Genomic DNA, 26,522 nt, shown 5'->3' on the forward strand with positions numbered 1-26,522 from the left:
AAATAAGCCAAAAAAGGAGCCAAATGCAAAAAATAGAAATTTTTAGATTTAATGCAAAAAAGGATATTTTGTCGTATTTCAAACCATATTTTTTAGAAATTTTAGATTACGCAAACCTTGATGAACTATTTTTGCATATTAAAAAGATTGATCCGTATTTTCAGCCAATAACTGGCTTTGTGAAAGTAAATGATGTCGTAGTGAGCACTGCTGAACCATTAGAGAATTTATATGAGAAATTTGTAGACAAGCTTGTGATTTCGCCACTTGATGAAAAACGAGCGGTTTTAGATCTTGAGATAAATGATGATGACTTTTGGGAGAAATTTAAGCCATTTGAGAAATTTTGTGATCAAGCAGACAAAGAATTTTATGCAAGCTTAAAGCCATATTTTTATGCTGATTTTGTGAGAGAATACGAGCCAAATTTTATAGGTGTAGCTGCTATCATACTAGCTCATCATCTTTATAAAAAAGAAAAAAATGATGAGATCATGAGGCTTATCAACAATGCAAATGGTATTTTGATAGCTTGCAAGATTGATGATTTTATCTTTAGCGGAAACGAAATTTATACCGAAGCGATTAGGTTTTTTAAAGAAATTTTAGGAATAAAAGAGGATGAAACCTCAAAAAATGAGCTTGAAAAGATAAAAAACTTGGATAAATTTAAAGAGTTTAAAATAGCCGTAAGCGATAAAATCCCTGTAAATTTAGATAAATTTAGAGCAAATTTTATAAATCTAAATATCAAAATTCCTTGTGGATTTGAACTTTTAAAAGTAAACGAAAAGCTTGCATTTGCACTTGCGAGCAAGACCATTTTTAATGCGTTTGATAGCGGGGCTGATTTTTTACTAGCTAGCAATGAGGCTGAGTTTTATATGTTTGACACGCTTTCAAAAAAGCTTGAAAAATTTGCAAACAGAAGTTTGCAGGATTTTTATGTTTTAAGAGTTAGCGAACTGATCGAGCTTGAAAATGGCAAAATTCCAGCAAGCCTAAAAGAGCATACGCTAAAAGTAAATCTAGTCTAAAACTAGAGAATTTATTTTTGCAAAGTTGCATTTTGCTCGCTTAAGGCTTCTTCTTTTTCGTCTTCTTGTCTTATCTCATCGTACCTTGCTTTGGCGTTTTCATAAACACCAGCTGGAAGGCTTATGTTTAAATCATCCCTTAAGCTCATCACATCATCACAAGCATTTTGGTAGCCAAGGTCACAGCTTTTCATATAATAACTCACGCCAAGCTCGATATTTGAGTGCTTTTTTAGATCACTATCCATTTGCTCACTTATCTCTTCATTTACAAACATATCGCCCAAAGCTTCGCACGAAAGCACATCTTTTTGCTCACAGCCATCATAGAAAATTTCATACGCAGCTACGTAATCTCCGGCATTTAGCGCCTCAATACCTCTGTCATAGTCATCAATATCAAAGCCAAATGCCAAATTTAAAGTTAGGATTAAAAAAACTATTTTTTTCATATAAAGCTCGGTGCGTCGTTTGAAAATAGTATAAGATCGCCAACACGCGTATTTTGAGCTAGAATTTCTTGCATTTTGTTCTTATCCTTTAAGATAATGATCTTTGGCTTTATGATGTGTTTTAGCAAAACTTCGGCATTTAGCGAGCTTGTGATGACGACAAGGTCAAAAATTTCATTTATCACCTTGGCTAAATTTGTATTTTGCTCCGCATCACTCTCGACAATGCCTGGTGTTAGCAGCACTTTTCTGCCAGCATAGGTGCTTACAAGCTCGTAGCTTGCGCTCATACCTGAAAAATTTCCATTAAAGCTATCATCAATTATCAGCTTGCCGCCAGCCTCGATCTTGCTTAGACGGTGCTCGACGTTTTTCATCTTAGATAGCGCTCTATCTACCGCCTCATCGCTCATTTTTAGGTATTTTGCCACCTTGATGCAAACGGCTAAATTTGTAGCGTTAAATTTGCCAAGTAGCGGCGAAGCATAGTATTTTTCATCAAGCGTAAATGAAATTCCATCTAAATTTGCATTGATATCTTTTAGACTTTCATCGTAAATTTCTATATTTTCACTTGGCTCTTTCTTTGTCGAGCTATGTAAAAATGCCATTTGCAAACGAGTGCTTTGAAGTGCTTCAAGCTTGGTAGAGCGGATATTATCAAGCGTTTTAAAATACTCAATGTGTTGCGCGCCGATCTCGCCTACGATGACGATTTGTGGGTTTAGAAATTTTGTGATCTCTAAAATGTCGCCCTTTAGCCTAGCGCCTGCTTCTGCGATGTAAATTTGCGTTTGCTCGCTTAAGTTTTCATTGATATCTTTGATGATGCCAGCCATTGTATTTACGCTGCGAGGTGTTTTGTAGCAGACAAAGCTATCTTTTAAAATTTCAAATAAGAAATTTTTGATACTCGTTTTGCCGTAGCTTGCTGTGATCAAGATGATTTTTAGATCTTTATTTGCGCCCAGTTTTTTAAGAGCCTTGTTTTTAAATCCTTGAAATTTTATCTTTTCTAAAATTTCACTAAAAAATAGGCTCACAACCAAGACAAAAAGTGGCATTGGTGCCAAAAACGCATTGTGGATGATAAAATTTAAAGCGTAGTTTAGGATGATAGCGCAAGTAATGATCACAAAAAAGTGCTTGACCCTGGCGGTAAAGACTAGCTTTTTATCAAGTTTTTTATGCCAAAGATAAAGAGCTGGCAAAAGCGCAAAGTAAAAATAGATAAAAAACCACTTACCAGTCGTGTAAAATAGCACCAAAGGCACTATAAAGAAAAAGACGTGCCAAGCGGGCTTTGTAAAGTGAAAGAGCACGCGCTCAGGCCTATATGAAAACCACTGAAAGCAAGTAATCACATAAAAAGCGAGCGCAAAGATAAATAAAACTGTGCTTATGCTTAAAAATATATTCATCTTATCTCCTCGATCCCGCTCTCATCGTCATCTAGCACAACATTTTTTGCTTCATTTGGCTCAATTTTTAGCCCTTTTTCTATCTCGTCACTTATGAATTTAGCGTGAAGTAAAAAGAAAAAATGATCACCATTAAGCGGAAAAAATGAACTATTTTTTATGAGCTTATGTATGCTCTCTCCGCTTGTTATAGGCGTTGCCTTGTCATTTTCGCCCCAAAATATCAAAGCCTTGCCGCTAAAGCTAGCAAAATGCTTTGTAAAATCCTCATCAACTACGTTTTTTAGGGTCTCATACATCACTCTATTCATACCGCTTACATCTTTTGTGGCAAAGAATTTATAAAATTTTCCAAATCCAAAAAGCTTAAAAATTTTAAAAATAGCGATCTTTGCGCGCACGATAAATGGCTTTTTGACAATTATGCCAGCTGAGCTTAAAAGCACAAGATATTGCGGTCTTAGAAGCGTTGCGACCTTGCCACCAAAGCTATGACCTACGATGATATATGGCTTTATGTCAAGCTCACCACAGAAATTTTCAACGATTTTTGCGTAATCACTTGTTTTTAACGGATCAGTAATGGAGCTTTTACCAAAGCCTGGCATGTCGATATAGACATGGCAAAACTCGTTTAGATAGTGCCCAAATGCCTTTTTCATTATCTCTTTATTAGCGCCCCAGCCGTGCAAGAAAAGCACTATTTTTTTGCATTTTGGATTTACTACTTCATAGCTGATCTCATACTCGTCTGAGCCGTACTTTACCGCCCTACTCGCCATCGTTCTCTCTTTTTTTTGCAGCATAAATGCTCTCAAGCACGCTTACTGCTTCGCAAAGGCGCTCATACTCTTCCATATTTAAAAGCACTGCTTCAAATTTATTATTTTTTACAATGACCGCTCTTTTTAATTCACTAGCTCCCACACGAGAGAGCACTGAACTAAAATTTCTAACCACTTCAGTTGCTGTATAAATTTCATCTTTTGTAAAAGTTACCATTGTCGCTCTTTGTGTAAAATTTTACGTAAAATATCACAAACTACTTTATAATCTACTAAATGGCCTAAATTTTTCCGCGACCTTTTACTGAAGTGATCGAGTTTATGAAACTATAATCAATCTTTATATTACGCTCTCTTGGAAGTGAGTTTGCAAGAGCGTTTAAAGTGCTCTCAAAATCCTCAAATAGATAGTTTGCAAGGCTTCCTGGATTTGGATTTATCTCATTTAGATAGACCTCATCATCTATCATAAAAAAGTCGCATCTAATGATCGCTCCATCAAATCCACAATCATAAATTTTTGAAAAGTTAAATTTGAGCTTTTGTTTTAGCTCCTCAGAAATTTCAGCCTCTTTTACCTTGTTTTCATTTGAAAAGCTAAGATATTTTTGCTCGTAGTCAAGAAATTCTTTCTTTTTTGGCTCTTCGATGATAGAAAATTTTATCTTTCCATCTATCTTACAGCCTGCAAGGTTGTACTCTTTTACTCCCTTTATAAAAGGCTCGACAAGCACATCCTTGTCAAACTCAAATGCTACGTCTTTTGCGTAAGCTAGCTCACTGGCGTCATGCACTATATTTACGCCTATGCTACTTCCAAGTCTTGCTGGCTTTAAAATAATAGGATAGTGAAATTTTGGCTGGCTCTCACGAGTTAGCATCTCATAGTCAAGCGCCTTTACGCTAGCTTTTTGCGCTAGAAATTTAGTAAGCTCTTTGTTGTAGCTAAGCGCACTTACTTCAAGCCTTGGACCTATATATTTTATGCCGTAAAAGTCAAAAAGTGCTGCTATCTTGCCATCTTCGCCGTCCATGCCGTGGATCAAATTTATAATGACATCGCACTCTACTTTTTTATCGCCAAAAAGAGAGTGTATGAAAAATCCACCTTTAGACAAAATGAGCTTTTTTGAATTTTTGTACTTGCCTGAGCTAAAGAAATTTGCTCTCATATCTTTCTGCTCGATAAGATAAAAATCTCTATTTGCGTCACAAAATATAAATTTTAGCTCTTGTTTTAGGACATTTTTTAAAACTATCGCACTAACTATGCTTATCTCATGTTCATAGCTCTTTGCTCCAAATATCACACCTAAATTCATCTTTTTAATCCTTATCCTAATTTCTTTAATGCTTCTTTTATAAGATCGCTCGTGTTTTCACTCTTGCAATCAGGCAAAATTTTTACTATCTTCTCACGTTTAAAGCCAAGCGCCTCAAGCGCCATGAGAGCTTCATTTTGATAGCTTGGCACGCTCTCGTCACTTATTAGTTTTGCATCGCTTAGCTCGGCTATGATGCGCCTAGCAGTCTTTGGTCCGATACCTGGTACACTTTTAAAGGTGTTTGCATCGCCGCTTATTATGGCATTTGTAAATGCTTGCGAGCTAAGACTTGAGCAAACTGCCATTGCCGTACTTGCCCCTATTCCATTTAGCTTTATTAACATTTCGAACATCTTTTGCTCATTTGCATCCAAAAATCCGTAGAGTAAATTTGCATCTTCTCTTATTATCTGCGTTATAGCGAGTTCAACTTTTTCACCTTTATTAAGTTTGGCCGAGCAAAAAAGCGAGATAAAAATTCCATAACTTACACCACTATTTGTCTTAAGCATCACAAATGCGGGATCTTTTTTGCTGACGATACCTTCGATCGCTTTTATCATCATTTAACCTTTTATTCTTAAAAATTTGTATCTGTGTAGTCTTCTAATTTATTTGACTTTTTGATCTTATACTCAGCCTCATCGCCATCGCCAATCTTCTCCAAAGTAATAGCATGAGCGGTTTCATTTTGCTTTGAGATATAAGTGACATTTTGCGGAGGATCAACGATAACAAATCTAATCTCATTTAATTCAACCCAGTTGCCTCTATTTATCACTTTTGCAGAAAATATTCCATTTTGCATGATCTCAAGCTCATCTTTTAGAGTAGACAGCAACTCTTTTTTATCTTTAAAAATTTTTAGCAAAGTGTTATATTCATTGACTAGACCTTGATACTCTTTTAGCTTTTTCATAAAGGTAACTGGCGGTATCACTTTAGCTTTTGAGAGCTCTTCTACCTTTGCTTTTATGGTATAAATCGAGTCTTTATTTTCATTTATGACATTTTTCTTTGTTTCAATATTTTTTAGAAGCGAAGCAAGCTCTGCTTTTGTATATTCGATCTTATTTAATTGCTCTTGCGTAGCCTCAGCACTCTCAGGCATTTTGCTAGTATCGATTATAAATTTATTGTCAGTGCCTCTTAGATATCTTACGTCTATTAAGTGTGAAGCTGTGATAGTGCAGTTTGAGCCAAGCGTATTTATTTGGATATTTTGAGCAGTTATAGAGCCACCAACAACGCTATTTATCTTAACTCTTTTTGCTACAACATTTCCGCCTTCTAGCCTATCTATCTCGACATTTTCAGCTTCAACCTTACCGATGTGGATAGAAATTTTTGCATTCTTTGCATAAATTTTAGCCTTTTGGTGTGTTTGACCGCCGATTATTACTTCATTTGCTTTAACCATCGCATTTGCGCCGACATTTCCTTTTACCTCTATCTCGTCAGCCTCCACGATGATGCCAGTGCCGATGGCGTCTTTTATAGTATCAGTTTCCCTAACCACCAAAGTCACATTTGTATCAGTACCTGCTTGAATAGAGCCAGTTGTTTTAAAATTTGCTTCATTTATCTCTATACGCTCTTCGATGTCAAATGAGCCATTCTTCTCAACTACATATCCTGATTTTTTAGCGATATATATTATGCTATCGTCATTTTCTACTCTCTCTATATTTTCGCTTATACTTATCTCTTTGCCAGTATCTTCTTTTGGCTTTTCTACTGCTAATAATTTACCTCTCGCATCACGGCCATTTTGCCCTTCGTGAGACTTTTTCTCTTCCATTATCACTTCATCTTGTGCCACACCAAAAACAAAACCTCTATCAGCGTAATCAACCTTATCTTCCTCTTTTATCGCATCAAGTTTATCTTTGTAGTAGTAAAGTATCTTTGCATCGGTAGCTTTTTTTGGATTTATACCTTGTGTTATGTTTAGTATGTAGTCTTTATCAAGTTCACCCTTTACATGCACAACTGAGGCGATTTGTTTTAGCTCGTCTTTTAGTTTACCGATCCTTATGCCTATTAAAATTTGAGCTTTCATAAGCTGTTTGGCGATATATTCAAAAAGTTTATCTTCGTAATGCTGTTCGTATTCACAATCTTTTGTGGCTTTTACCTTTGCGACTACTTTTGTAACTGTTGAATTTACACCGATTTCTATCTTTGGAAGCTTTGGCACAGCATTTAGCCTAACATCAAAAAATTCCACATCATAGACCTGCTCGATCTCTAGTGTCTCGTCAAGATAAAATGCATTATCATCAAAAAAGTCTAAATTTTCTTCAGGGACAAAAACTGGCTCTTCATTATCTTTATTTTTATAATAAGTCAAAATGTCTAAAATTTTAAAATCTATAAATTCTACCGGTACGCTGTATTGTTTGCTTAGTTCTTTAAGCGATATATAAGGCGTTGAAGTTTGAATTTGCGTTGGCGGTAAAAATCTCTCGTTTTCTTGCACGTTCTCGCTCAAAATTGATCCATTTCACATAAAATTTGACTCTTATTATCGCCAAAATTTTATTAAATTTGGGTTATGTAAGCTTTAAAGCATCTTTTGTTACTATTGCGTTTTCAAATTTAATAGGTGGGCGATGTTTATAAAAGGCTTTTTTTCAAACTCAGTTGGCATTATGGTTTCAAGGATTCTTGGACTTATAAGAGACCTTTTAACAGCTTCTATCCTTGGAGCTGGCATATTTAGCGATCTTTTTTTTATCGCTTTTAAAATCCCAAATTTATTTCGCCGTATCTTTGGTGAGGGCGCCTTTACGCAGGCATTTTTACCAAATTTTACAAACAGCAAGAAAAAAGCGATCTTTCAAGCTGAAATTTTTATCAAATTTTTACTTTTTATAGGCGCATTAACGCTTCTTGTAAATTTATTTACGCCCTACTTTATAAAGATCATCGCAAGCGGTCTGAGTGAACAAAATGTCACAGACGCAGTGCCACTTGTGCGTATAAATTTCTACTATCTAGTCCTTGTTTATATCGTCACTTTCATGGGTGCGCTGCTTCAGTACAAAGGGCACTTTGCAACGACTGCGTTTTCTACAGCGCTACTAAATTTAGCCATGATCGCTTCATTACTTTTGGCTCGTGGCAAGAGTGAAAGCGTGGTCGCACTTTATCTTAGCTTTGGCGTCGTTGCAGGCGGTATTTTGCAAGTTTTAGTGCATTTAATTGCTATGAAATTTAACGCTTTAAATAAAATTTTTTGGGGCGGTCTAAGCGGATATTTTAAAGGCAAAAAAGCTAGTAGCAAAGGCTTTTTTATAAATTTTTATCACGGCTTACTTGGCTCAAGTGCGATGCAGATAAGCGCATTTATGGACACTTGGCTAGCTAGCTTTTTGGTAAGTGGCTCGATAAGCTACCTCTTTTATGCAAATAGAATTTTTCAGCTTCCGCTTGCCATCTTTGCGATCGCACTCTCTCAGGCGCTCTTTCCAAAGATCACCAGACTTTTAAAGCAAAAAGACGAGGCAAACGCGCTAGTTTGGACGAAAAAAAGCTTTTACCTGCTGCTTTGTGCCCTGCTAGCTGCCACGATCACAGGTGTTGTGTTGAGCGATTTTATCATTTGGCTCTTGTTTGAAAGGGGAAATTTTACAAGGGCAAATACGCTTGAGTGCGCCAAGGTGCTAAGTGCTTATCTCGTGGGACTCACACCATTTGGCCTAGCTAAAATTTTCTCGCTTTGGCTCTATGCAAACATGAAACAAAAAGAGGCAGCCAAAATTTCCATCATCTGTCTTGTGATAAATTTGATCCTGGCGGTCATTTTAATGCAAAAATTTGGAGCTGCTGGCCTTGCATTTGCAAGCTCACTTGGGGGATTTTTACAGCTTATTTTATACATAAGAGCCTTTGGAGCTAAGAGATTTTTAGCTATAATCGAGCCTAAATTTATAGCCGCTATCACTATTTCAGCGGTTTTGCTCTATTTTGGTTTAATATTTTTAAAGGATATATTTAATGCGAATTTTTGATACTTCTAAAAGAGAAAAAGTAGAATTTAGCCCTATTAAAGATGGTGAAGCTAGCATCTATCTGTGCGGCCCAACGGTATATGACGACGCACATTTGGGGCATGCAAAATCAGCCGTTAGCTTTGATCTTTTAAGAAGAGTTTTAAAAGCGCTTGGCTACAAGGTAAAATTTGCAAGAAACTACACTGACATAGACGATAAAATTTTAAACAAAATGGCACAAACTGGCCAAAGCCTAAAAGAGATCACAAACAAATATATAGCACATTACGAAAGCGATATGAAGGCTCTAAACGTGCTTGATCCAGACTTTAAACCAAAGGCTACGCAGTGTCTGGAGGCGATCATTAGCTATATCGAGCTACTTATGCAAAAAGGGGCGGCATATAAGACCAGCGATGGAATTTACTTTGATACGAGCAAGGATAGCGGCTATTTTAGCATTAGTGGCAAGGATAACAATACCGATCTAATCGCGCGCGTGGCGAGCTTTGGTGAGAAAAGAGATGAAAAAGACTTTGTGCTTTGGAAATTTGACGAGAAATGGTACGAGAGTCCATTTGGCAAGGGTCGCCCAGGCTGGCACACTGAGTGTGTGGCTATGATAAGAGAATTTCTAAGTGATAAAGAAAATGAAGAATTTGAGATCGATATCCATGCTGGAGGCATCGATCTACTCTTTCCGCACCACGAAAATGAAGCAAGTCAGTGCAGATGTGCATATCATAAAAATTTGAGCAAATACTGGATGCACAACGGCTTTATAAAAGTAAATAATGAAAAGATGAGCAAGAGCCTAAACAATAGCTTTTTTGTAAAAGATGCTCTTAAACACGTACACGGCGAGGTACTTAGATTTTATTTGTTAACAAGCCATTACAGAGCACACTTTAACTATTCAGACGAGGATCTTTCAGCTTCTAAAAAGAGGCTTGATAAAATTTATCGGCTCAAAAAAAGAGTCGATGGCGTGCAAGCAGGTGCTGCAAATGAAAGCTTTAGAAACGAGCTACTTGAAGCACTAAGCGATGATCTAAACGCATCTAAAGCACTTGCAAGTGTCGATGAGTTTGTAAAAATGGCAAACGAAAAACTTGATAACAATCCAAAAGATAAAGCCTATAAGTCCGAAATAGTGGCAAATTTGGGTCTTATAAGTGAAATTTTGGGCATTGCTAGCACAGATTATGTTGAGTATTTTCAATTTGGTGTAAGTGACGAGCAAAAAGAGCAGATAAAAAAACTACTTGATGAGCGCGCGGTAGCCAAAAAAGAGAAAAATTTTGCAAGGGCTGATGAGATAAGAGATGAGCTAGCAAATATAAACATCTCTATCATGGATACACCAAATGGCGCAGTTTGGGAGAGAAATAATGAATAACTTTGGCTTAAAAGATGTACTAAAACGCTTTGCTCCATATTTTAAAGACTACATTCCACACTTCATCCTAGCCTTCATAGGTATGGCCCTTGCAAGTGGCGGAACAGCGGTCAGTGCGTATCTAGTGGAGCCAGTACTTAATAAAATTTTCGTTGAAAAAAATGAAACATTGCTTTATATGTTGCCATGTGCGATTATTGCCATTTATGTACTAAAAAATATAGGAACCTTTATGCAAGCCTATTTTACGGCATATATCGGACAAGATACGATTAGAAGATTTCGTGAGAAGATGGTCGAAAATTTACTAACTTTGGATATGAAATTTTTTAATGATTTTCGAACAGGCGAGCTAATAAGTAGAACCACAAACGATATCGACCGCATAAGATCGATAGTCTCAAGCATGATACCTGAATTTGCAAGGGAATTTATAACAATTATTGGCCTACTTTGTGTAGTCATATATCAAAGCCCAAAGCTAGCATTTTTTGCACTTGTAGTTATGCCAATAGCGATTTATCCGATTTCTCATCTTGCAAAAAAGATGAAGAAAATTTCCAAAAAGTCACAAGAAAAGACGTCTGATATCACTTCAGCCTTGAGTGAAATTTTTACAAATATCGAGATAATTAAAGCAAATAACGCTCAAAAATACGAGCACTCACGTTTTATTGATGAAAATAATAAGTTTTTTAAACTAAATCTTAAAACTGTAAAAATTGAGCAATTAGTAAGTCCGCTTATGGAGACGATAGGCTCTATTGGTGTTGCAGCCGTTATTATCGTAGGAGGCAAGGACGTTATCGACGGAAATATAAATATGGGTGCTTTCTTTTCATTTTTAACCGCACTTTTTATGCTCTACACTCCACTAAAACGCATCGTAAATATATACAACAAAATGCAAGACGCGATAGCCGCAAGCGAGAGAACTTTTTTCTTGATGGATAAAGTAAGCGATATAAAAGATGGTGAGAAAGAACTAAACGAAAAGATAAGACTTATCAAATTTAACAATGTCTGCCTAAACTACGGTGACAAAGAGGTTTTAAAAGGTATAAATTTAGAGGCTCGTAAGTCAGAATTTATAGCCCTAGTTGGCTCAAGTGGTGGCGGAAAAACTTCGCTTATGAATTTACTTATGAGATTTTACGACGTAAATAGCGGAGAAATTTTAATAAATGATACAAATTTAAAAGATATCAAAATCCACTCACTTCGCCAAAATATCGGTCTTGTCACGCAGCGTGTTTATATCTTTAACGACACGATCGCTAAAAACGTAGCTTACGGCAGAGAATTTAACGAAGAAGCCGTAGTGAATGCTCTAAAAATGGCAAATGCTTACGAGTTTGTGAGTAAGCTTGATGATGGCATCCATACCATTTTAAATGAATTTGGCACCAACCTATCAGGCGGTCAAAGACAGCGCATCGCAATAGCCAGAGCACTTTATCAAAATCCACAAATTCTCATCTTTGACGAGGCTACTTCAGCACTTGATAATGAGAGTGAAAAAGAGATCACAAAAGCTATAAACAACCTCAGAAACAAAAAGATCATCTTTGTCATCGCTCACCGTTTAAGCACGGTTGAAAGCGCTGATAAAATTGCGGTTTTAAGCAACGGAAGGATAGTTGATACTGGAAGTGATGAAGAGCTTAGCAAGAGAAATGAAATTTATGCAAAACTTAAGGGCAAAGCCTTAGTTTAAGGCGATTTTTGCTAAGATTTGCACAAAATTTTAGGCATTTTAAAGAGGTTAAAATGAGCTTAAACTACGATACTTTAAAATCTATATTTTTTAAATTCGATCCTGAAACTGCCCATAAAATCGCTGAACTTGCAATGATCGGAGTAAATAAAATTTTTCCAGGATCATTAAGCTTTGTAGCAAATAAGTGCGTGGTCGATGACAATGCGCTAAAACAAAATTTATTCTCAAGCACCTACCACAATCCAGTTGGTATAGCTGGAGGCTTTGATAAAAACGCCACGATGTTTGAGGCACTAACAGCTCTTGGATTTGGGTATTTAGAATTTGGCACATTTACTCCAAAACCTCAACCTGGAAACGATAAACCAAGACTTTTTAGGCTCATAGACGAAGAAAGCATCCAAAATGCGATGGGCTTTAACAACGATGGCTGTGAGGCTATTAAAAATAGAGTTAAAAAACTTTATCCTTATACTTTGCCAATCTGGGCAAACATCGGTAAAAACAAGGTCACACTAAACGAAGACGCAATAAAAGACTATGAAATTTTAGTAAAAGAATTTAGTGAAATTTGCGACACATTTGTCATAAACGTCTCATCGCCAAACACGCCAAATTTAAGGGCACTGCAAGATGAGAGCTTCATAAAAGAGCTTTTTAGCGTCATTTTACCACTTACCAAAAAACCAATCATCTTTAAAATCGCTCCTGATATGAGCCACAAAGATGCGATCAGGCTTTGTAGTTGTGCGGTAGAAAACGGCGCTAGCGGCGTGCTTGTCTCAAATACAAGTGTTGATTACTCGCTCTCTCACTCGTCAAATTTAAAAGACTTTGGCGGACTAAGCGGTAAGGTGATCGCTAAAAAGTCAAAAGAGATATTTAAAGCTGTAGCAGACGAGCTTTATGGTAAGACGACGCTTATCGCATGCGGCGGCATAGATAGCGGTGCAGAGGCCTATGAGCGCATAAAAATGGGGGCTAATCTAGTGCAAATTTTTACAAGCTTTATCTTTAAAGGGCCGATGATCGCAAGGGATATAAATTTAGAAATTTTAGAACTTTTAAAAAGAGATGGCTTTGCTTCTATCAGCGAAGCAGTCGGCGCAGACGTTAAAAAATAGAGGGCAAGAGATTGATAAAATTTAATAAATTTAAACTAGAAAATGGACTTGAGATTTATCACGTACCAGTAAATCCGGGCTCAAAAGTGATAAGCGTCGATGTCTTTTATAAAGTTGGATCAAGAAATGAAGTGATGGGTAAAAGCGGCATCGCTCACATGTTAGAGCATCTAAATTTTAAATCAACCAAAAATTTACGAGCTGGGGAGTTTGACGAGATCGTAAAAGGCTTTGGTGGCGTAAATAACGCAAGTACAGGCTTTGACTATACCCACTACTTTATAAAAGCTTCAAATGAAAATTTAGATAAAACGCTTGGTCTTTTTGCTGAGCTTATGAAAAATTTAAGCCTAAAAGATAAAGAATTTCAGCCAGAGCGAGACGTGGTGCATGAAGAACGCAGGTGGCGAACAGACAACAATCCTATGGGATACCTCTACTTTAGACTCTACAATCACGCATTTATCTACCACCCATACCACTGGACGCCAATAGGCTTTATAAAAGATATCGAAAACTGGAATATCTCCGACATAAAAGAATTTCACGCTACATACTATCAGCCAAAAAATGCGGTTTTGATGATAAGTGGCGACATTGACAAGGATGAGGCATTTAAGTTAGCCAAGAAAAATTTCTCCAAAATAAAAAACAAAAGAGCTATCCCAAAATCTCACTGTAAAGAACCTGAACAAGATGGGGCTAGAAGAGCCATTATCTACAAAGATAGCCAAACACAAATGCTAGCGATCGCTTACAAAATCCCAAATTTTAAACACGCCGATCAAGTAGGTCTAAATGCGATCAGTGAATATCTAGCCACTGGCAAAAGCTCTATTTTACAGCAACGTCTAATCGATGAGCTAATGCTCGTAAATCAAATTTATGCTTATAATATGAGCTGCGTTGATGAAAATTTATTTATATTTTTAGCAGTTTGCAACCCGGATCTCGAGGCAACTGCGGTTGAGGCTGAAATTTTAAAGATTATAGAGGATATTAAAAGCAAACCTATCGACAAAAACGATGTTTTGCGAGTTAAAAATTTAATCAAAAGCGACTTTATCTATTCGTTTGAAAGTGCAAGTAAGGTTGCAAATTTATACGGCTCGTATATTGCTAGAGGCGACATAAAGCCTCTTTATGAGCTTGAAAAAAATATCGATAAGATAGATGCCAAGCTTTTAAAAGAGATAGCAAATAGATATTTTAATGAAAAAACCAGCACAACAATAATATTAAAAAAGGAATAAACGTGGAAAATTCGCTTCAAGGTGCGATGACCGCACTCATTACGCCATTTAAAAATCAAAAAGTAGATGAAGTCAGTTTTGAAAAGCTAATAAAAAGACAGATAAAACACGGCATAGATGTCGTTGTGCCAGTTGGAACTACTGGTGAGAGTGCAACACTAACGCATGATGAGCATAGAATTTGTATCGAAATAGCCGTAGATGCATGTAAAGGTACAAACGTAAAAGTACTAGCTGGCGCTGGCAGTAACGCGACTCACGAGGCTATTGGTATCGCTAAATTTGCTCAAGCTCATGGTGCTGATGGTATCCTTTCAGTTGCGCCTTACTACAACAAACCAACCCAAGAAGGACTTTACGAGCACTACAAAGCTATCGCAAATAGCATTGAAATCCCTGTGCTTCTTTACAATGTCCCTGGCAGAGTTGGAGTGGATATCTTGCCAGCGACCGTTTTTAGGCTTTTTAAAGAGTGCAAAAATATCTATGGCATTAAAGAGGCTACAGGTAGCATAGATAGATGCGTCGATTTGCTAGCTCACGAGCCAAATTTAGTAGTCATTAGCGGCGAAGATGCGATCAACTATCCTATCATATCAAATGGCGGCAAAGGTGTTATCTCAGTTACAGCAAATCTCTTGCCAGATCAAATTTCAGAGCTTACGCACTTTGCGATGAACGAAGAGTACAAAAAAGCAAAACTAATAAACGATAATCTATACACGATAAATAAAACACTCTTTTGCGAAAGCAATCCGATACCGATCAAAGCAGCGATGTATCTAGCTGGACTAATCGACTCTTTGGAGTACCGCTTGCCACTTTGCAAACCAAGTAAAGAAAATTTTAAAAAGATAGAAGAAGTAATAAAAAATTACGAAATAAAGGGTTTTTAATGAAGGACACACTAAACGAATTTAAAGGTAAAACGCTAGTTATCAGCGGTGGAACTAGAGGCATTGGTAGAGCCATAGTTGAAGAATTTGCAAAAGCTGGCGTAAACATAGCATTTACCTACAACTCAAACGAAGAACTTGCAAATGAGCAAGCAAGAGAGCTTGAGGCTACTTACAAGATAAAAGCCAGAGCATATGCACTAAATATCCTCGAGCCAGAGACTTATAAAGAGCTATTTTTAAAGATAGACGAAGACTTTGATAGGGTTGATTTTTTTATCTCAAACGCGATCATTTCAGGTCGTGCAGTAGCTGGTGGATACACTAAATTTATGAAACTAAAACCAAGAGGCATAAACAATATCTTTACAGCAACCGTAAATGCCTTTGTTGTAGGCACTCAAGAGGCTGCAAAACGTATGGAAAAAGTGGGTGGTGGTAGCATCATCAGCCTATCATCGACTGGAAATTTAGTATATATCGAAAACTACGCAGGTCACGGCACAGCAAAAGCAGCCGTTGAAGCCATGGCAAGATACGCTGCTACAGAGCTTGGTGAGAAAAACATCCGCGTAAACGTCGTAAGTGGTGGTCCTATCGAGACAGACGCGCTAAGAGCCTTTACCAACTACGAAGAAGTACGCGATATGACAGCAAAGCTTAGCCCGCTAAACCGCATGGGACAGCCGACTGACCTAGCCGGAGCATGTCTATTTTTGTGTTCACCAAAAGCTAGCTGGGTGACAGGACATACATTTATAATAGATGGCGGCACGACTTTCAAATGAGAGTGAAATTTCTAAGCATAAAGGCATATTTGTGAGTTTAAATTTACCAAACGCATTGGCATTTTTTAGGATACTACTGGCTCCGCTTATGTTTTTTATGCTTGTAAATGCGCCAGGAATTTTTACACAAATTCACATAAGCTGGATAAACTACTTCGCAGCTCTTATTTTTGTGATCGCCTCGGTGACTGACTTTTTTGACGGCTACATCGCCAGAAGCTGGGATCAAAAGACCAAACTTGGCGCGATCCTTGACCCACTAGCTGATAAGATGCTGATCTTGGCTGCATTTTTAGGCCTTATGATGCTTGGTAGAGCGAGCGCTTGGGCTGTTTATCTCATCTTGGTGAGGGAATTTTTTATAACTGGCTTTCGTGTCGTGATGGCAAGTGATGGTGTCGAGATCGCTGCATCAATGGCTGGCAAGGTAAAGACCGTTTCACAGATGTTTGCGGTTGGTTTTTTACTGATGAGCTGGCCTGGTGGCGAACTTTTGCTCTGGATAGCTGTCGCACTTACACTTTATTCTGGATTTGAGTATATCTTTGCCTATGTAAAGGCGATGAAAAAGAGTTAAAATTTCTTTCGTTCGTAAGACCCAAAGTTTTTACTTGTAAATTCTTATATAAAATAATCAAATCTTCATTTTCAAAATAAGTAAAATCAAGTTAAAAATTTCTCCTAGCTAAGAGAAATTTTTAGCTAAACGCCGTTTGAGAGTAAATTTATAAATTTTGGCTAAAATCTCATCAATTTTTCAAAAAAGGTAAGTTTTGAAAGGTATTCTCTTCACGTTAGCCCTACTTTGTCTTGGGTTTTATGCGTATTCGTTTTATTTTTTAGTGACCGTTTTAGCCATTAAATTTCTCATATTTTTCCACGAGCTTGGCCACTTTTTGGTGGCAAGAATGCTTGGCGTAAAGGTAAATACCTTTAGCATCGGCTTTGGGGAGAAAATTTATACCAAAAATGTTGGCGGCACCGACTACTGCCTAAGTGCGATCCCACTTGGTGGATACGTGCAGCTAAAAGGGCAAGACGACACCGACCCAAAGGCAAAAAACTACGACGCTGACAGCTACAACGTGCTAAGTCCGATAAAGCGAATTTACATCCTCTTTGCAGGACCTTTTTTTAACTTTATCTTGGCGTTTTTTATATACATTTTGCTTGGATTTATCGGAGTTGAAAGACTTGCACCAAGTATCGGCCACATAGCTGAAGGCTCGGCAGCTGCGAGCGCTGGACTAGCTAAAAATGATAAAATTTTAGCAATAAATGGCGTAAAGATAAACGAGTGGGATGAGATCAGTAAAAATGTAAAGCTTGAGCCAAGCACCATTTTGATAGATCGCAACGGCTCGCAAATGACTATAAATTTAACACCAAAGATAGGCGAGACGATAAATCTATTTAATGAAAAGGTGCAACGCCCATTGATCGGGATCTCTCCAAATGGAGAAGTGATAAAAATTTACCACACTGGTCTTGCGGGCATAGATTTTGCCTTTAGTGAGACGATCGAGGCATCAAAACTAATCTTTAAAAGCTTTACCAAACTAGTAAGCGGAGCTGTGCCGCTAAAAGAGGTCGGTGGTATCGTACAGATCGCTGATGTAACTTCAAAAGCCGCAAAAATAAGCCTTGGCGTACTTTTGACGATCGTCGCTTTAATCTCAGTAAATTTAGGTGTTTTAAATTTATTCCCAATCCCTGCACTTGATGGTGGGCACATACTTTTTAACTTATATGAGCTAATTTTTAGACGTGAGGTAAATGAGCGAGTACTCACAACGCTTACCTACTGCGGCTGGGTGCTACTGCTTGGTATAATGGTACTTGCGACCTTTAATGACATTATTAGATTAAGCGGAGGTTTATGATGATAGTTTTAAAAGAGCTATTAGAAAAGATAGAAAATTTAAGCAAAGATGTGACGCTCATTGCCGTTAGCAAAAACGTCACAAGTGCTGAAGTAAGAGAGCTTTATGCGCAAGGGCAAAGAAATTTTGGCGAAAATAGAGTCCAAGAGCTAGCCAAAAAAGAGCTAGAACTGCAAAATTTTACTGATATAAAATGGCATATGATCGGCCGATTGCAAAATAACAAAATCAATCAAATGATAAGCCTAAAACCAGTGCTTTGGCAAAGCTGCGATAGCTTTGAAAGGGCCCTGGAGGTCGATAAAAGACTCGACTACAAGCTCGATACCTTGCTTCAAATAAACTCGGCTGATGAAGATACAAAGCAAGGTGTGAGCGTCGCAAATGCGGCAGAAATTTATGAGCGCATCCAAAGCGAGTGTAAAAATATAAATTTAAAAGGTGTGATGAGTATCGGAGCGCATGTGGATGAGCCAAAAGAGATTCAAAAGAGCTTTGAGCTAACTTATAAAATTTTTGATAGCCTAAAGCCAAAAGGTGCAGCTATATGCTCGATGGGTATGAGTAGCGACTTCGAGCTAGCGATAAAATGTGGCTCAAATATGATTCGCCTTGGGACAATGCTTTATCTATAAATTTATCGCTTTTGCACGCCCCTACCACTAACGAAATAGATTACTGCTGGGGCTATGTAAATTTCTATCCAAAGAGACTTGAGAAAAAATTAAATTTAATGTTTAGCATCAGCCAAAACTAGAGCAAAAAGTACTTTTACACCAGCTTTTTCTAGAGTATTTTTAGCCTCAAGTATCGTTGTACCAGTGGTTACGATATCGTCTACTAAAATAACTGGCGCAGTGATCTTTTTTAGGATTTTAAAATTTCTTGGGTTATTTTGCCTAAATTGCAAATCCCTACCACTATAACTGGTCTTGCTGGTTGCATGCAGTGCGTGAAATATGGGCTTTAGATTTTTAGCCCTTAGTGCATTTGCCAAAATAGCCGTGTGCGAGTAGCCATGATGCACTCTATCATCTATCGGCAAAGCATAGACTTGCTCCGGAAAGCTAAAACTTTTAGCAAATTTCTTAAATGCAAATTTAGCTAAGTTTTTATATATAAAATATCCGTGCATTTGGTGCTTGGAGTGGATGAGTTCTTTTATTTCAGAGTAGCCGTAAAAGCTATAAATTTTAAAGCCCTCTAGTTCTCTTACTATCGGGCTTGGCTCGCTTAAAATTTGTGAGCAAATTTTACAAAATGTATTTAGCGTAAAGCTCTTGCAAAACGCACAAAACATTAGCTATTTAAAATAGCAATTGCTGTGCGTTTGATGGCATCATTTATGATCTCAGTTAAAAATGACTTAAATGCTCCACCTGTGGGAATTAACTCAAATTTGGTTTGATTATTTGAAATATTTTTAACGATACTTTGATCGCCTTTTTGGATCTTAAGTGTAATCTTAATATTACCTTTTGTATTATCGGTGCCGTATCCACTCATATTTGCTTCAAACTCGTTGATAAAAATTTCAACCACGACTCCACCCATGCCATTTACATTTGCGCCACGTGCCATAAGCTCTTTTTTAAGAGAATCGCTAAAATAAGTAGCAAGATCGTTTTGAAGCACGACATATTCTTTTACTGTGCCTTTACTATCAGTGATCGTAGCAATGGTACTTTTGTTTTTTCGGTTGTCATGCACCGCGCTTATATAGGCTTCAAAGCCGCTATTTTGTTGGCTTGAAGCAGCCTTATATAGATCAAATGCGACAACACTTTGACTTGGCGCACAACCAGTCAAAAATAAAACAAAAAGTCCGAAAATAGCTAAAAATTTAAATTTATTCATCGTTTTTCCTTTTAAAGTTTAGTGATCTCATCGGCTACTTTTATCGCGGCTTGTTTAACTAAAAGTGCAATAAAAAAGTCAAACTGACCAGACTCTGAGGCCTCTAGCTTCTCCACATGGTGCCTAGTCGAGATAGGTAACGTTTTTTTGAAATTTATATTTGAAAGAATAAGAAGCCCATTTAGATGTCCATTTAAAATTTCTGAACTTCCCGAATAGCTTCCTCTAAGCTCGTCAAATCTAAAATCAAGCCTGTATGTATAAGGCGATGTTTGAGTATCGATAACAACGATTCCGCGAGAATTTAACTCACGTTGCAAAAACATGTAAAAAAGCACTTCGAGGCGTAGATTTGAGTTAAAAACTGCAGTATTTCCTTCAACACCTGTGTAATATATCGATCTTGCACTACTTCTAGCATCGACGATCCTGTGGAAATAAACCTTTTTTAATCCAACATTAGTATCGATCATATTTTTTTCTAAGCAGCAGTTTATTGCTACATCACTTTTGTATTTAACACCATTTATAAAAAGACCATCGCCCCTGCCTTTACAAGCGCTGCAGTCAGCTGGGATCCTCATAACCTCTTCAAAGTACATCTTATCTTCACTATTTATGCTCGCACTTTGCACACCGTCTATTCCCTCGCACGATAGACAAAGGCTAGCTTTAGCCACGCAGCCAGTTAAAAAGATAGCTACAAAAACTGCAAATAATGTCGTTCTTAGCATTTTACTTCCTTTTGCTCTTTTTGTTTTTTACGAAGATTTTTCACACTCTCTCCTGCTATACCGTAATTATTAGTGTCTATCTCGTCAATGATAACAACAGTATTTTGAGCATTTCTTCCTAAAATTTCGCTTATTAGTTTAGTGACTCCGCTTATCATCTTCTCTTTTTGCTCTACACTCGGACTATCACCTTCTTTTGTCACACAAATTTTTACAAACGGCATAACATTTCCTTTTTACAAATTTAGCATTTAAATTTTAATCAAAACCTATCCACCAAACGAGCTCCCAAATGCGGCAGTATCGCCGCCTCGCAATAAGACGAAATATTTTGTGATGATTTTGAAAGTTGTGACGTGAAATTTTGGTGCGGATAGAACATGTAGTTCATCAAGCCAAAATTTCACTAACTCTTTCAAAAGGGCACAAAAGATAAGCCGCTAGTCTATTTTTAGGACTGATAAAAATGCCTCCTGCGGCAAATTCACCTTTCCTATCGCCTTCATCCGTTTCTTACCCTCTTTTTGCTTTTCTAGCAACTTCCTCTTACGAGTGATGTCGCCGCCATAGCACTTGGCTGTGACGTTTTTACCCATTGATTTTACGGTTTCACGAGCGATGATTTTATTGCCGATGCTTGCTTGTATCGCCACTTCAAAAAGCTGACGTGGTACGATCTCTTTCATCGCTTTTACAAAGTCTCTACCTTTTGTTTGTGCCTTACTCTCAGGCACGATGATAGAGAGTGCATCGACCGTTTCACCAGCCACTTTAACATCAAGCTTCACTAGATCACCCACGCGGTAGTCGCTAGGCTCGTAGTCAAAACTCGCATAACCTTTTGTGCTTGATTTTAGCTTGTCATAAAAGTCCATCACTATCTCATTCATCGGTATGTCATACTCAAGCAGCACGCGTTCAGGTGTGATGTAGTCCATCTTTGTTTGGATGCCGCGGCGATTATTTAAAAGTGTGATAATATTGCCCAAAAATTCGCTTGGTGTAATGATAGTAGCCTTCACGTATGGCTCAAGGATAGAGTCTATTTTATTTACAGGTGGCAACTGGCTTGGGTTTTGAATTTTTAAATTTAACCCATCTGTTTGAATGACTTCGTAAGTCACGGTCGGCGCTGTGGCGATGAGATCAAGATCAAACTCGCGCTCCAGCCTCTCTTTTACCACTTCCATATGAAGAAGGCCTAAAAAGCCAACCCTAAAACCAAATCCAAGTGCGACCGAAGTCTCTGGTTCGTAGCTTATAGAGCTGTCATTTAGCTTTAGCTTATCGAGTGCGTCACGCAGATCTTCAAATTTATCAGTTTCGATCGGATAAAGTCCAGCAAAGACAAATGGCTTAGCCCTCTCAAAGCCACCTACTGGCTCTTTTAACGGGTTTCTAGCCTGTGTAATCGTATCGCCCACCTGGATGTCACTAACATTTTTAAGTCCAAGCACAACGATGCCTACTTCGCCAGCAGAAAGGCTCTTTGTCTTGATAGGAGCGATAGGATTTGGATACATGAGATCGAGCACGATGTGCTTTTTGCCTGTTCCCATGACTAAAATTTCATCATTTTTTGAGATAGTACCGTCATATACGCGAACGAGTGCTAGTGCACCAAGATAATTGTCAAACCAACTATCATAAATAAGCGCCTTTGTAGGCTTGCTTGCGTCGCCATTTGGCGCGGGGATCCTCGTGATGATAGCCTCAAGTAGCTCTTTTATACCAATGCCTGTTTTTGCGCTCACTTCGATTGCTCCAGAGCAGTCAAGACCGATGATATGCTCGATCTCGTCCTTTACCCTAACAGGATCAGCCGCTGGCAGGTCGATCTTGTTGATGACTGGAATGATCTCTAAGTTGTTTTCAAGTGCGATGTAGACGTTTGCGATTGTTTGTGCCTCTACGCCTTGACTAGCGTCCACTACTAGCAGTGCACCCTCACAGCTGGCTAAAGATCGACTCACCTCGTAGCTAAAATCCACGTGGCCCGGAGTGTCTATCAAATTTAGAACAAAATTTTCACCGTTTAGTGCGTAGCTTAGGCGGACAGACTGGGCTTTTATCGTGATGCCGCGCTCTTTTTCGATGTCCATCGTATCCATGATCTGTGAGCTCATCTCACGGTCGCTCACGGCGCCGCACTCCTGTATCAGGCGGTCTGCAAGCGTGCTTTTGCCGTGGTCGATATGAGCGATGATGCTAAAATTTCTGATGTTTTTCATATAAGCTTTACTTTTTACTAAATTTTGGGCTTTATTTTGCCTAAAGTTGATTTAAATGCCAATAAATATATTTTTTCATAAGCTCGCCAATAGAGCCTGGCTCTATTCTTAAAAATTTTAATGACAATACCTAAAATGTTCATGCCCTTCTTCGTCATTTAGCTCGCAGATGAGACCAGCTTTGTGCCCAAGGCTCTCGCTCTCAAACTGAAGCGTGACATGGCCGATGCCAACTTGAGAAAGCTCGTGCTCGATGCGCTTTATCATCTTTGAAATTTCAGCCACGCTTAACGTGTCATCCACCACCACGTGGGCTATGAGCGCATTTGTGCCAGCATTTATCGCCCAGATATGCAGGTCATGCACGATTTTAACGCCATCTACGCTCTTTATAACGCCTAAAATTTCATCTGTATCAAGCTTAAGCGGCACAGCTTCGATTAGGATATTAAAGCTATCTTTTAGCAAGCTAGCGCCACTTTTTATGATGAGTAGCGATACAAAGATACTTGCGATGCTATCGGCCTGCGTGAAGTCAAATTTCATCACAAGAAGCGCTGCGACGATCGCTCCAACCGAGCCAAGCGTGTCGCCAAGAACATGCAGATAAGCCCCTTTCATATTTAAATTTTCTTTTGTGTCAGCACTTTTGTGCATGTAAATAGCCACGACCAAATTTACCACAAGCCCCAAAATACTAACAAAAAGCATCGTTTTAGCCTCTATCTCTGGCTCGTTAAAAAGCCTAATGATCGCTTCAACTATGACAAAGATAGCAAGCGCGATAAGAGCGATAGCGTTTATGAAAGCAGCGACGATCTCGACCCTCTTGTAGCCAAATGTCTTTTGTAAATTTGCCCTTTTTTCTGCGATCTTAAAAGCAACCAGCGACAAAAAGAGAGCCGCGGCGTCTGAGAGCATGTGAAATGCGTCGCTAATAAGCGCAAGCGAGTTTGAAACGAAGCCAAAAACGGCCTCAACTATCATAAACGTGAAAATTAGTAAAAACGAATTTCTAAGAACGCTCTTGTTGTGCATCATTGTCCTTCTTTTGGGCGTCGATCCTCTTACCGATATCTTTTAAATTTGAAAACTCCTCGATGAGTTTTGGCGAGTCGTCAAGACTGATGATAAAATTCCATATATAGGTCATCACGGAGTAGATGTGGCCGGCGTTTGTCTGCTGCGAGCTTAGCACTATTATCGCCACCAAAAAGAGCAGCGAAGCGCTAATGCCGATGATAAAATAGCTCATCGCCTCCCTGTTTGAGATCGCTATACGAAATTTAGAAACGACATCGTAGTGCCTATTTAGCATGCTTTTGCTAAAAGCACCTATCACTTTTGCCTCTTTTTCTAGGCGGTCATTTAAGCGAAGATAAAGATCGTCATTTTTCTTGATATATTTTGGCAAAAATATAAGAAAAAAGGTCATCACTACAAAGCACGCCACAGCGACCTTTGGCTCGACAAAGATGAGCATAAACGCTGAGCCGATGATCGAAATGACCGATGTAAAAAACATAGGAAAATGCGTCTCAAAGAAATTTACAAACTCTTGCGAGAGCGCTACTCTGGCGATGATAGCGGAGTCGTCTTTGGCGTTTTGTTTTTCATTCATGATGACATTTACAGCAAGCTTTGCGTAGATATTTGCAAAAACTTGCGTATCCACGCGGCGCCTAATGGCTCCTACAAGCCACGCTATAAGCACAAAAAGTGCGTAAATGAGGGCATTTAACGTATTTCCTTGCATGATTGCGTTGATCGCAAAGCCCGCAAATATCGGATAAGCTAGAAAAAGCCCGTTCTCTGCTAACACCAAAGTAAAGATCAAAATGAGCTTTTTGTTGTGCTCGGTCGCTATGCTCTTTAGCGTTTTAAAGGCGTTATTTTGCAAATTTACTCCTAAAAATTTTGCGAATTTTAGCTCAAATTTATAAATTTTGAAAAATTTTTGTTGTAACTCTTGACATTACAACAAAAAATTATTATACTTCGCTCATCAGTTGTAAATAAAAAGATTACAACACAAAAAACAAGGAGAATAAAATGAAAAATTATCAGGTTGCAAAGATCACAAACGAGCCAAGAGTTGAGCTAAAAGAGGCTTTAAATTTAACTGGCTGTGAGGTATCTATAAACGAGCTTCCAGCAAACGTGAGCGTACCATTTGTCCATGTGCATAAGCAAAACGAGGAGCTTTACATCATCACTGAGGGCGATGGCGAGCTTTTCATCGACGGCGAAGTGATAAAAGTAAGTAAAGGCGACGCGGTGCGCATAGATCCAGAGGGTAAGAGGTGCTTTAGGGCTGGCAAAAACGGCATCAAAATGATCTGCATCCAGACAAAGCGCGGTAGCCTAGAGCAATACACAATGAGTGACGGCGTGATAGTTGATGACGTAAAGCCAAGCTGGCTGTAACCTCAAAAACGTTGCTGTCTAGCAGTCAAAAGACAAAAATTTAAAGGAGAAATGATGAAAATAGCAATCATAGGTGCAAATGGTAAAAGCGGTACAAATTTGGTGAACGAGGCTTTAAAACAAGGCTACAATGTCACAGCAATAGTTAGAAATAAAGAGTATAAAAATGATAACGTTAAAGTCATATATAAAGATATTTTTGATCTAGCCAAGTCCGATCTAGCAGGCTTTGATGCAGTTATTAGTGCATTTGCTGCTTAGACGCCAGAGACCTTTCCACTCCACAAAAAGGTTGCTGCTCATCTTGCAAATTTGCTAAAGGATGGCAACACAAGACTACTTGTAGTTGGCGGTGCTGGCATACTATTTGTAGATGATAAGAGCACAATGGTAATGGATACGCCAGACTTCCCAGCTGCATATATGGGTGTGGCAAAGGCGACTGCAGAGTCTTATTTTGAGCTAAAAGGCAGGAGCGATTTGCTTTGGACATATGTAAGTCCAGCAGGCGACTACGACGCAAGTGGTGCTCGTACTGGTAAATACACGCTTGGTGGAGATAATCTCATCTTAAACTCAAAAAATGAGAGCTATATAAGCTATGCAGACCTTGCGCTTGCGATCATAGACGAGCTAAAAAATAAAAAATTTATACAAAAACGCTTCACGGCAGTTGGCGAGCGAGCATAAAATTATAGATTTGACATAGCTGACACAAAAAGCCGGCTTGTCAAATCTAAACTAAAAATAAACTGCTTTTAGTAAAAATTTAAAGTATAATCAGAGAAAATTTCAAGGACGATCATGCAAGTAGGGATTAAGTTTTCAACCGCGATCCATGTAGTTTTAGCAGCTTGTTTTTTCAAAGAAGAAAAAGTCACGAGCGAATTTATAGCAAGTAGTATAAACACGAATCCGGTCATAGTTAGGCGCCTGCTCGGTACTCTAAAGGCTGCAGGACTCGTGAATGTCGTAGCTGGAGTTGGTGGAGTGAGTCTTGCGAAAGAGCCAAAAGATATAACCCTCCTTCAAATTTTTAACGCAGTAAATGATAAAGAAAAACTTTTTAAGATCCACTCTGACTCACCTAAAGCCTGCCCACTTGGTAGCAAGATCGAGGGACTTTTAACTGGTCACTTCCTAAAAGCACAAGAAGCTTTAGAGGATAGTTTAAGAAGCATTACTTTACAAG

Annotated in this window: 28 protein-coding genes and 1 pseudogene; 14 read left to right on the forward strand and 15 right to left on the reverse strand. The window is 38.3% G+C overall.

What is annotated here, in order from left to right:
• Nucleotides 1-23 precede the first annotated feature (23 nt).
• Entirely contained in the window at nucleotides 24-1,037 is a 1,014-nt protein-coding gene (locus B9N66_RS05095; protein WP_087580157.1) for an HdrB C-terminal domain-containing protein, read from the forward strand.
• 11 nt (nucleotides 1,038-1,048) lie between these two features.
• On the opposite strand, the gene B9N66_RS05100 is transcribed toward B9N66_RS05095, so the two are convergent.
• The 7 genes from B9N66_RS05100 to B9N66_RS05130 all read right to left on the reverse strand — a co-directional run bounded on the left by B9N66_RS05100 (nucleotide 1,049) and on the right by B9N66_RS05130 (nucleotide 7,514).
• Nucleotides 1,049-1,489: a hypothetical protein gene (locus tag B9N66_RS05100; RefSeq protein ID WP_087580158.1), complete on the reverse strand. Its 441-nt coding sequence runs from the start codon at nucleotides 1,487-1,489 to the stop codon at nucleotides 1,049-1,051.
• Nucleotides 1,486-2,910 (reverse strand): Mur ligase family protein, encoded by a 1,425-nt coding sequence (locus B9N66_RS05105; protein ID WP_087580159.1) that lies wholly within the window; start codon nucleotides 2,908-2,910, stop codon nucleotides 1,486-1,488. The genes B9N66_RS05100 and B9N66_RS05105 overlap by 4 nt, the downstream gene beginning before the upstream one ends.
• Nucleotides 2,907-3,692, reverse strand: a complete 786-nt coding sequence (locus B9N66_RS05110) for an alpha/beta fold hydrolase (protein WP_087580160.1) — start codon at nucleotides 3,690-3,692, stop codon at nucleotides 2,907-2,909. The genes B9N66_RS05105 and B9N66_RS05110 overlap by 4 nt, the downstream gene beginning before the upstream one ends.
• A complete protein-coding gene (locus B9N66_RS05115) occupies nucleotides 3,682-3,912 on the reverse strand; it encodes a type II toxin-antitoxin system Phd/YefM family antitoxin (protein ID WP_002942153.1) in 231 nt (76 codons plus the stop codon). The genes B9N66_RS05110 and B9N66_RS05115 overlap by 11 nt, the downstream gene beginning before the upstream one ends.
• A gap of 64 nt (nucleotides 3,913-3,976) precedes the next feature.
• Nucleotides 3,977-5,017 carry a D-alanine--D-alanine ligase gene (locus B9N66_RS05120; RefSeq protein WP_087580161.1) on the reverse strand — a complete coding sequence of 347 codons (1,041 nt, stop codon included), beginning with the start codon at nucleotides 5,015-5,017 and terminating at the stop codon, nucleotides 3,977-3,979.
• An 11-nt stretch (nucleotides 5,018-5,028) separates the two neighbouring features.
• The gene (gene ruvA, locus B9N66_RS05125) at nucleotides 5,029-5,583 is read right to left on the reverse strand and encodes a Holliday junction branch migration protein RuvA (protein ID WP_087580162.1); all 555 of its coding nucleotides are present in this window, start codon (nucleotides 5,581-5,583) and stop codon (nucleotides 5,029-5,031) included.
• A 17-nt stretch (nucleotides 5,584-5,600) separates the two neighbouring features.
• Complete coding sequence (locus tag B9N66_RS05130; RefSeq protein ID WP_087580163.1) at nucleotides 5,601-7,514, reverse strand: flagellar assembly protein A; 1,914 nt, start codon at nucleotides 7,512-7,514, stop codon at nucleotides 5,601-5,603.
• A gap of 121 nt (nucleotides 7,515-7,635) precedes the next feature.
• Here B9N66_RS05130 and murJ point away from each other — a divergent pair, with 121 nt between their 5' ends.
• From murJ to B9N66_RS05180, 10 genes are all read left to right on the forward strand, one after another.
• A complete protein-coding gene (gene murJ / locus B9N66_RS05135) occupies nucleotides 7,636-9,036 on the forward strand; it encodes a murein biosynthesis integral membrane protein MurJ (RefSeq protein ID WP_087580164.1) in 1,401 nt (466 codons plus the stop codon).
• Nucleotides 9,023-10,417, forward strand: a complete 1,395-nt coding sequence (gene cysS, locus B9N66_RS05140; RefSeq protein ID WP_087580165.1) for a cysteine--tRNA ligase — start codon at nucleotides 9,023-9,025, stop codon at nucleotides 10,415-10,417. The genes murJ and cysS overlap by 14 nt, the downstream gene beginning before the upstream one ends.
• Nucleotides 10,410-12,134 (forward strand): ABC transporter ATP-binding protein, encoded by a 1,725-nt coding sequence (locus tag B9N66_RS05145; RefSeq protein WP_087580166.1) that lies wholly within the window; start codon nucleotides 10,410-10,412, stop codon nucleotides 12,132-12,134. Before cysS ends, B9N66_RS05145 begins: the two co-directional genes overlap by 8 nt.
• 53 nt (nucleotides 12,135-12,187) lie before the next feature.
• On the forward strand, nucleotides 12,188-13,261 hold the full coding sequence (locus tag B9N66_RS05150) for a quinone-dependent dihydroorotate dehydrogenase (RefSeq protein WP_087580195.1): 1,074 nt from the start codon (nucleotides 12,188-12,190) through the stop codon (nucleotides 13,259-13,261).
• An 11-nt stretch (nucleotides 13,262-13,272) separates the two neighbouring features.
• On the forward strand, nucleotides 13,273-14,514 hold the full coding sequence (locus tag B9N66_RS05155) for a M16 family metallopeptidase (protein WP_087580167.1): 1,242 nt from the start codon (nucleotides 13,273-13,275) through the stop codon (nucleotides 14,512-14,514).
• A gap of 26 nt (nucleotides 14,515-14,540) precedes the next feature.
• A complete protein-coding gene (gene dapA, locus B9N66_RS05160; RefSeq protein WP_219336837.1) occupies nucleotides 14,541-15,410 on the forward strand; it encodes a 4-hydroxy-tetrahydrodipicolinate synthase in 870 nt (289 codons plus the stop codon).
• The gene (locus B9N66_RS05165; RefSeq protein ID WP_087580169.1) at nucleotides 15,410-16,198 is read left to right on the forward strand and encodes an enoyl-ACP reductase; all 789 of its coding nucleotides are present in this window, start codon (nucleotides 15,410-15,412) and stop codon (nucleotides 16,196-16,198) included. The genes dapA and B9N66_RS05165 overlap by 1 nt, the downstream gene beginning before the upstream one ends.
• Nucleotides 16,199-16,229: 31 nt before the next feature.
• Entirely contained in the window at nucleotides 16,230-16,775 is a 546-nt protein-coding gene (gene pgsA / locus B9N66_RS05170; protein WP_087580170.1) for a CDP-diacylglycerol--glycerol-3-phosphate 3-phosphatidyltransferase, read from the forward strand.
• Nucleotides 16,776-16,971: 196 nt separating this feature from the next.
• Nucleotides 16,972-18,081 (forward strand): RIP metalloprotease RseP, encoded by a 1,110-nt coding sequence (gene rseP, locus B9N66_RS05175; RefSeq protein WP_087580171.1) that lies wholly within the window; start codon nucleotides 16,972-16,974, stop codon nucleotides 18,079-18,081.
• Complete coding sequence (locus B9N66_RS05180) at nucleotides 18,078-18,716, forward strand: YggS family pyridoxal phosphate-dependent enzyme (RefSeq protein ID WP_180382066.1); 639 nt, start codon at nucleotides 18,078-18,080, stop codon at nucleotides 18,714-18,716. Before rseP ends, B9N66_RS05180 begins: the two co-directional genes overlap by 4 nt.
• 95 nt (nucleotides 18,717-18,811) lie before the next feature.
• On the opposite strand, the gene B9N66_RS05185 is transcribed toward B9N66_RS05180, so the two are convergent.
• The 8 genes from B9N66_RS05185 to B9N66_RS05215 form a co-directional block, all read right to left on the reverse strand.
• Nucleotides 18,812-19,381, reverse strand: a complete 570-nt coding sequence (locus B9N66_RS05185) for a phosphoribosyltransferase family protein (RefSeq protein ID WP_087580172.1) — start codon at nucleotides 19,379-19,381, stop codon at nucleotides 18,812-18,814.
• A complete protein-coding gene (locus B9N66_RS05190) occupies nucleotides 19,381-19,938 on the reverse strand; it encodes a YajG family lipoprotein (RefSeq protein ID WP_087580173.1) in 558 nt (185 codons plus the stop codon). The genes B9N66_RS05185 and B9N66_RS05190 overlap by 1 nt, the downstream gene beginning before the upstream one ends.
• Before the next feature lie 11 nt (nucleotides 19,939-19,949).
• Entirely contained in the window at nucleotides 19,950-20,672 is a 723-nt protein-coding gene (locus tag B9N66_RS05195) for a hypothetical protein (RefSeq protein WP_087580174.1), read from the reverse strand.
• Entirely contained in the window at nucleotides 20,666-20,896 is a 231-nt protein-coding gene (locus B9N66_RS05200) for a 2-hydroxymuconate tautomerase family protein (protein ID WP_087580175.1), read from the reverse strand. Before B9N66_RS05200 ends, B9N66_RS05195 begins: the two co-directional genes overlap by 7 nt.
• Nucleotides 20,897-20,941: 45 nt before the next feature.
• Nucleotides 20,942-21,091: a hypothetical protein gene (locus tag B9N66_RS09685; protein ID WP_180382067.1), complete on the reverse strand. Its 150-nt coding sequence runs from the start codon at nucleotides 21,089-21,091 to the stop codon at nucleotides 20,942-20,944.
• A gap of 21 nt (nucleotides 21,092-21,112) precedes the next feature.
• Complete coding sequence (gene lepA / locus B9N66_RS05205) at nucleotides 21,113-22,903, reverse strand: translation elongation factor 4 (RefSeq protein WP_087580176.1); 1,791 nt, start codon at nucleotides 22,901-22,903, stop codon at nucleotides 21,113-21,115.
• A 117-nt stretch (nucleotides 22,904-23,020) separates the two neighbouring features.
• Nucleotides 23,021-23,941: a cation diffusion facilitator family transporter gene (locus B9N66_RS05210; RefSeq protein WP_087580177.1), complete on the reverse strand. Its 921-nt coding sequence runs from the start codon at nucleotides 23,939-23,941 to the stop codon at nucleotides 23,021-23,023.
• Nucleotides 23,919-24,803: an ABC transporter six-transmembrane domain-containing protein gene (locus B9N66_RS05215; protein WP_087580178.1), complete on the reverse strand. Its 885-nt coding sequence runs from the start codon at nucleotides 24,801-24,803 to the stop codon at nucleotides 23,919-23,921. The genes B9N66_RS05210 and B9N66_RS05215 overlap by 23 nt, the downstream gene beginning before the upstream one ends.
• A 152-nt stretch (nucleotides 24,804-24,955) precedes the next feature.
• On the opposite strand from B9N66_RS05215, the gene B9N66_RS05220 reads away from it, so the two are divergent.
• The 3 genes and pseudogenes from B9N66_RS05220 to B9N66_RS05230 all read left to right on the forward strand — a co-directional run.
• On the forward strand, nucleotides 24,956-25,330 hold the full coding sequence (locus B9N66_RS05220) for a cupin domain-containing protein (protein ID WP_087580179.1): 375 nt from the start codon (nucleotides 24,956-24,958) through the stop codon (nucleotides 25,328-25,330).
• Nucleotides 25,331-25,384: 54 nt separating this feature from the next.
• Nucleotides 25,385-26,020: pseudogene (locus tag B9N66_RS05225) on the forward strand (NAD(P)-dependent oxidoreductase).
• A gap of 114 nt (nucleotides 26,021-26,134) precedes the next feature.
• The coding region (locus tag B9N66_RS05230; RefSeq protein ID WP_087580180.1) for an Rrf2 family transcriptional regulator at nucleotides 26,135-26,522 on the forward strand (388 nt) is incomplete at its 3' end.

Source organism: Campylobacter concisus (genome assembly GCF_002165775.1).
In the GTDB taxonomy this organism is placed as follows: domain Bacteria; phylum Campylobacterota; class Campylobacteria; order Campylobacterales; family Campylobacteraceae; genus Campylobacter_A; species Campylobacter_A concisus_E.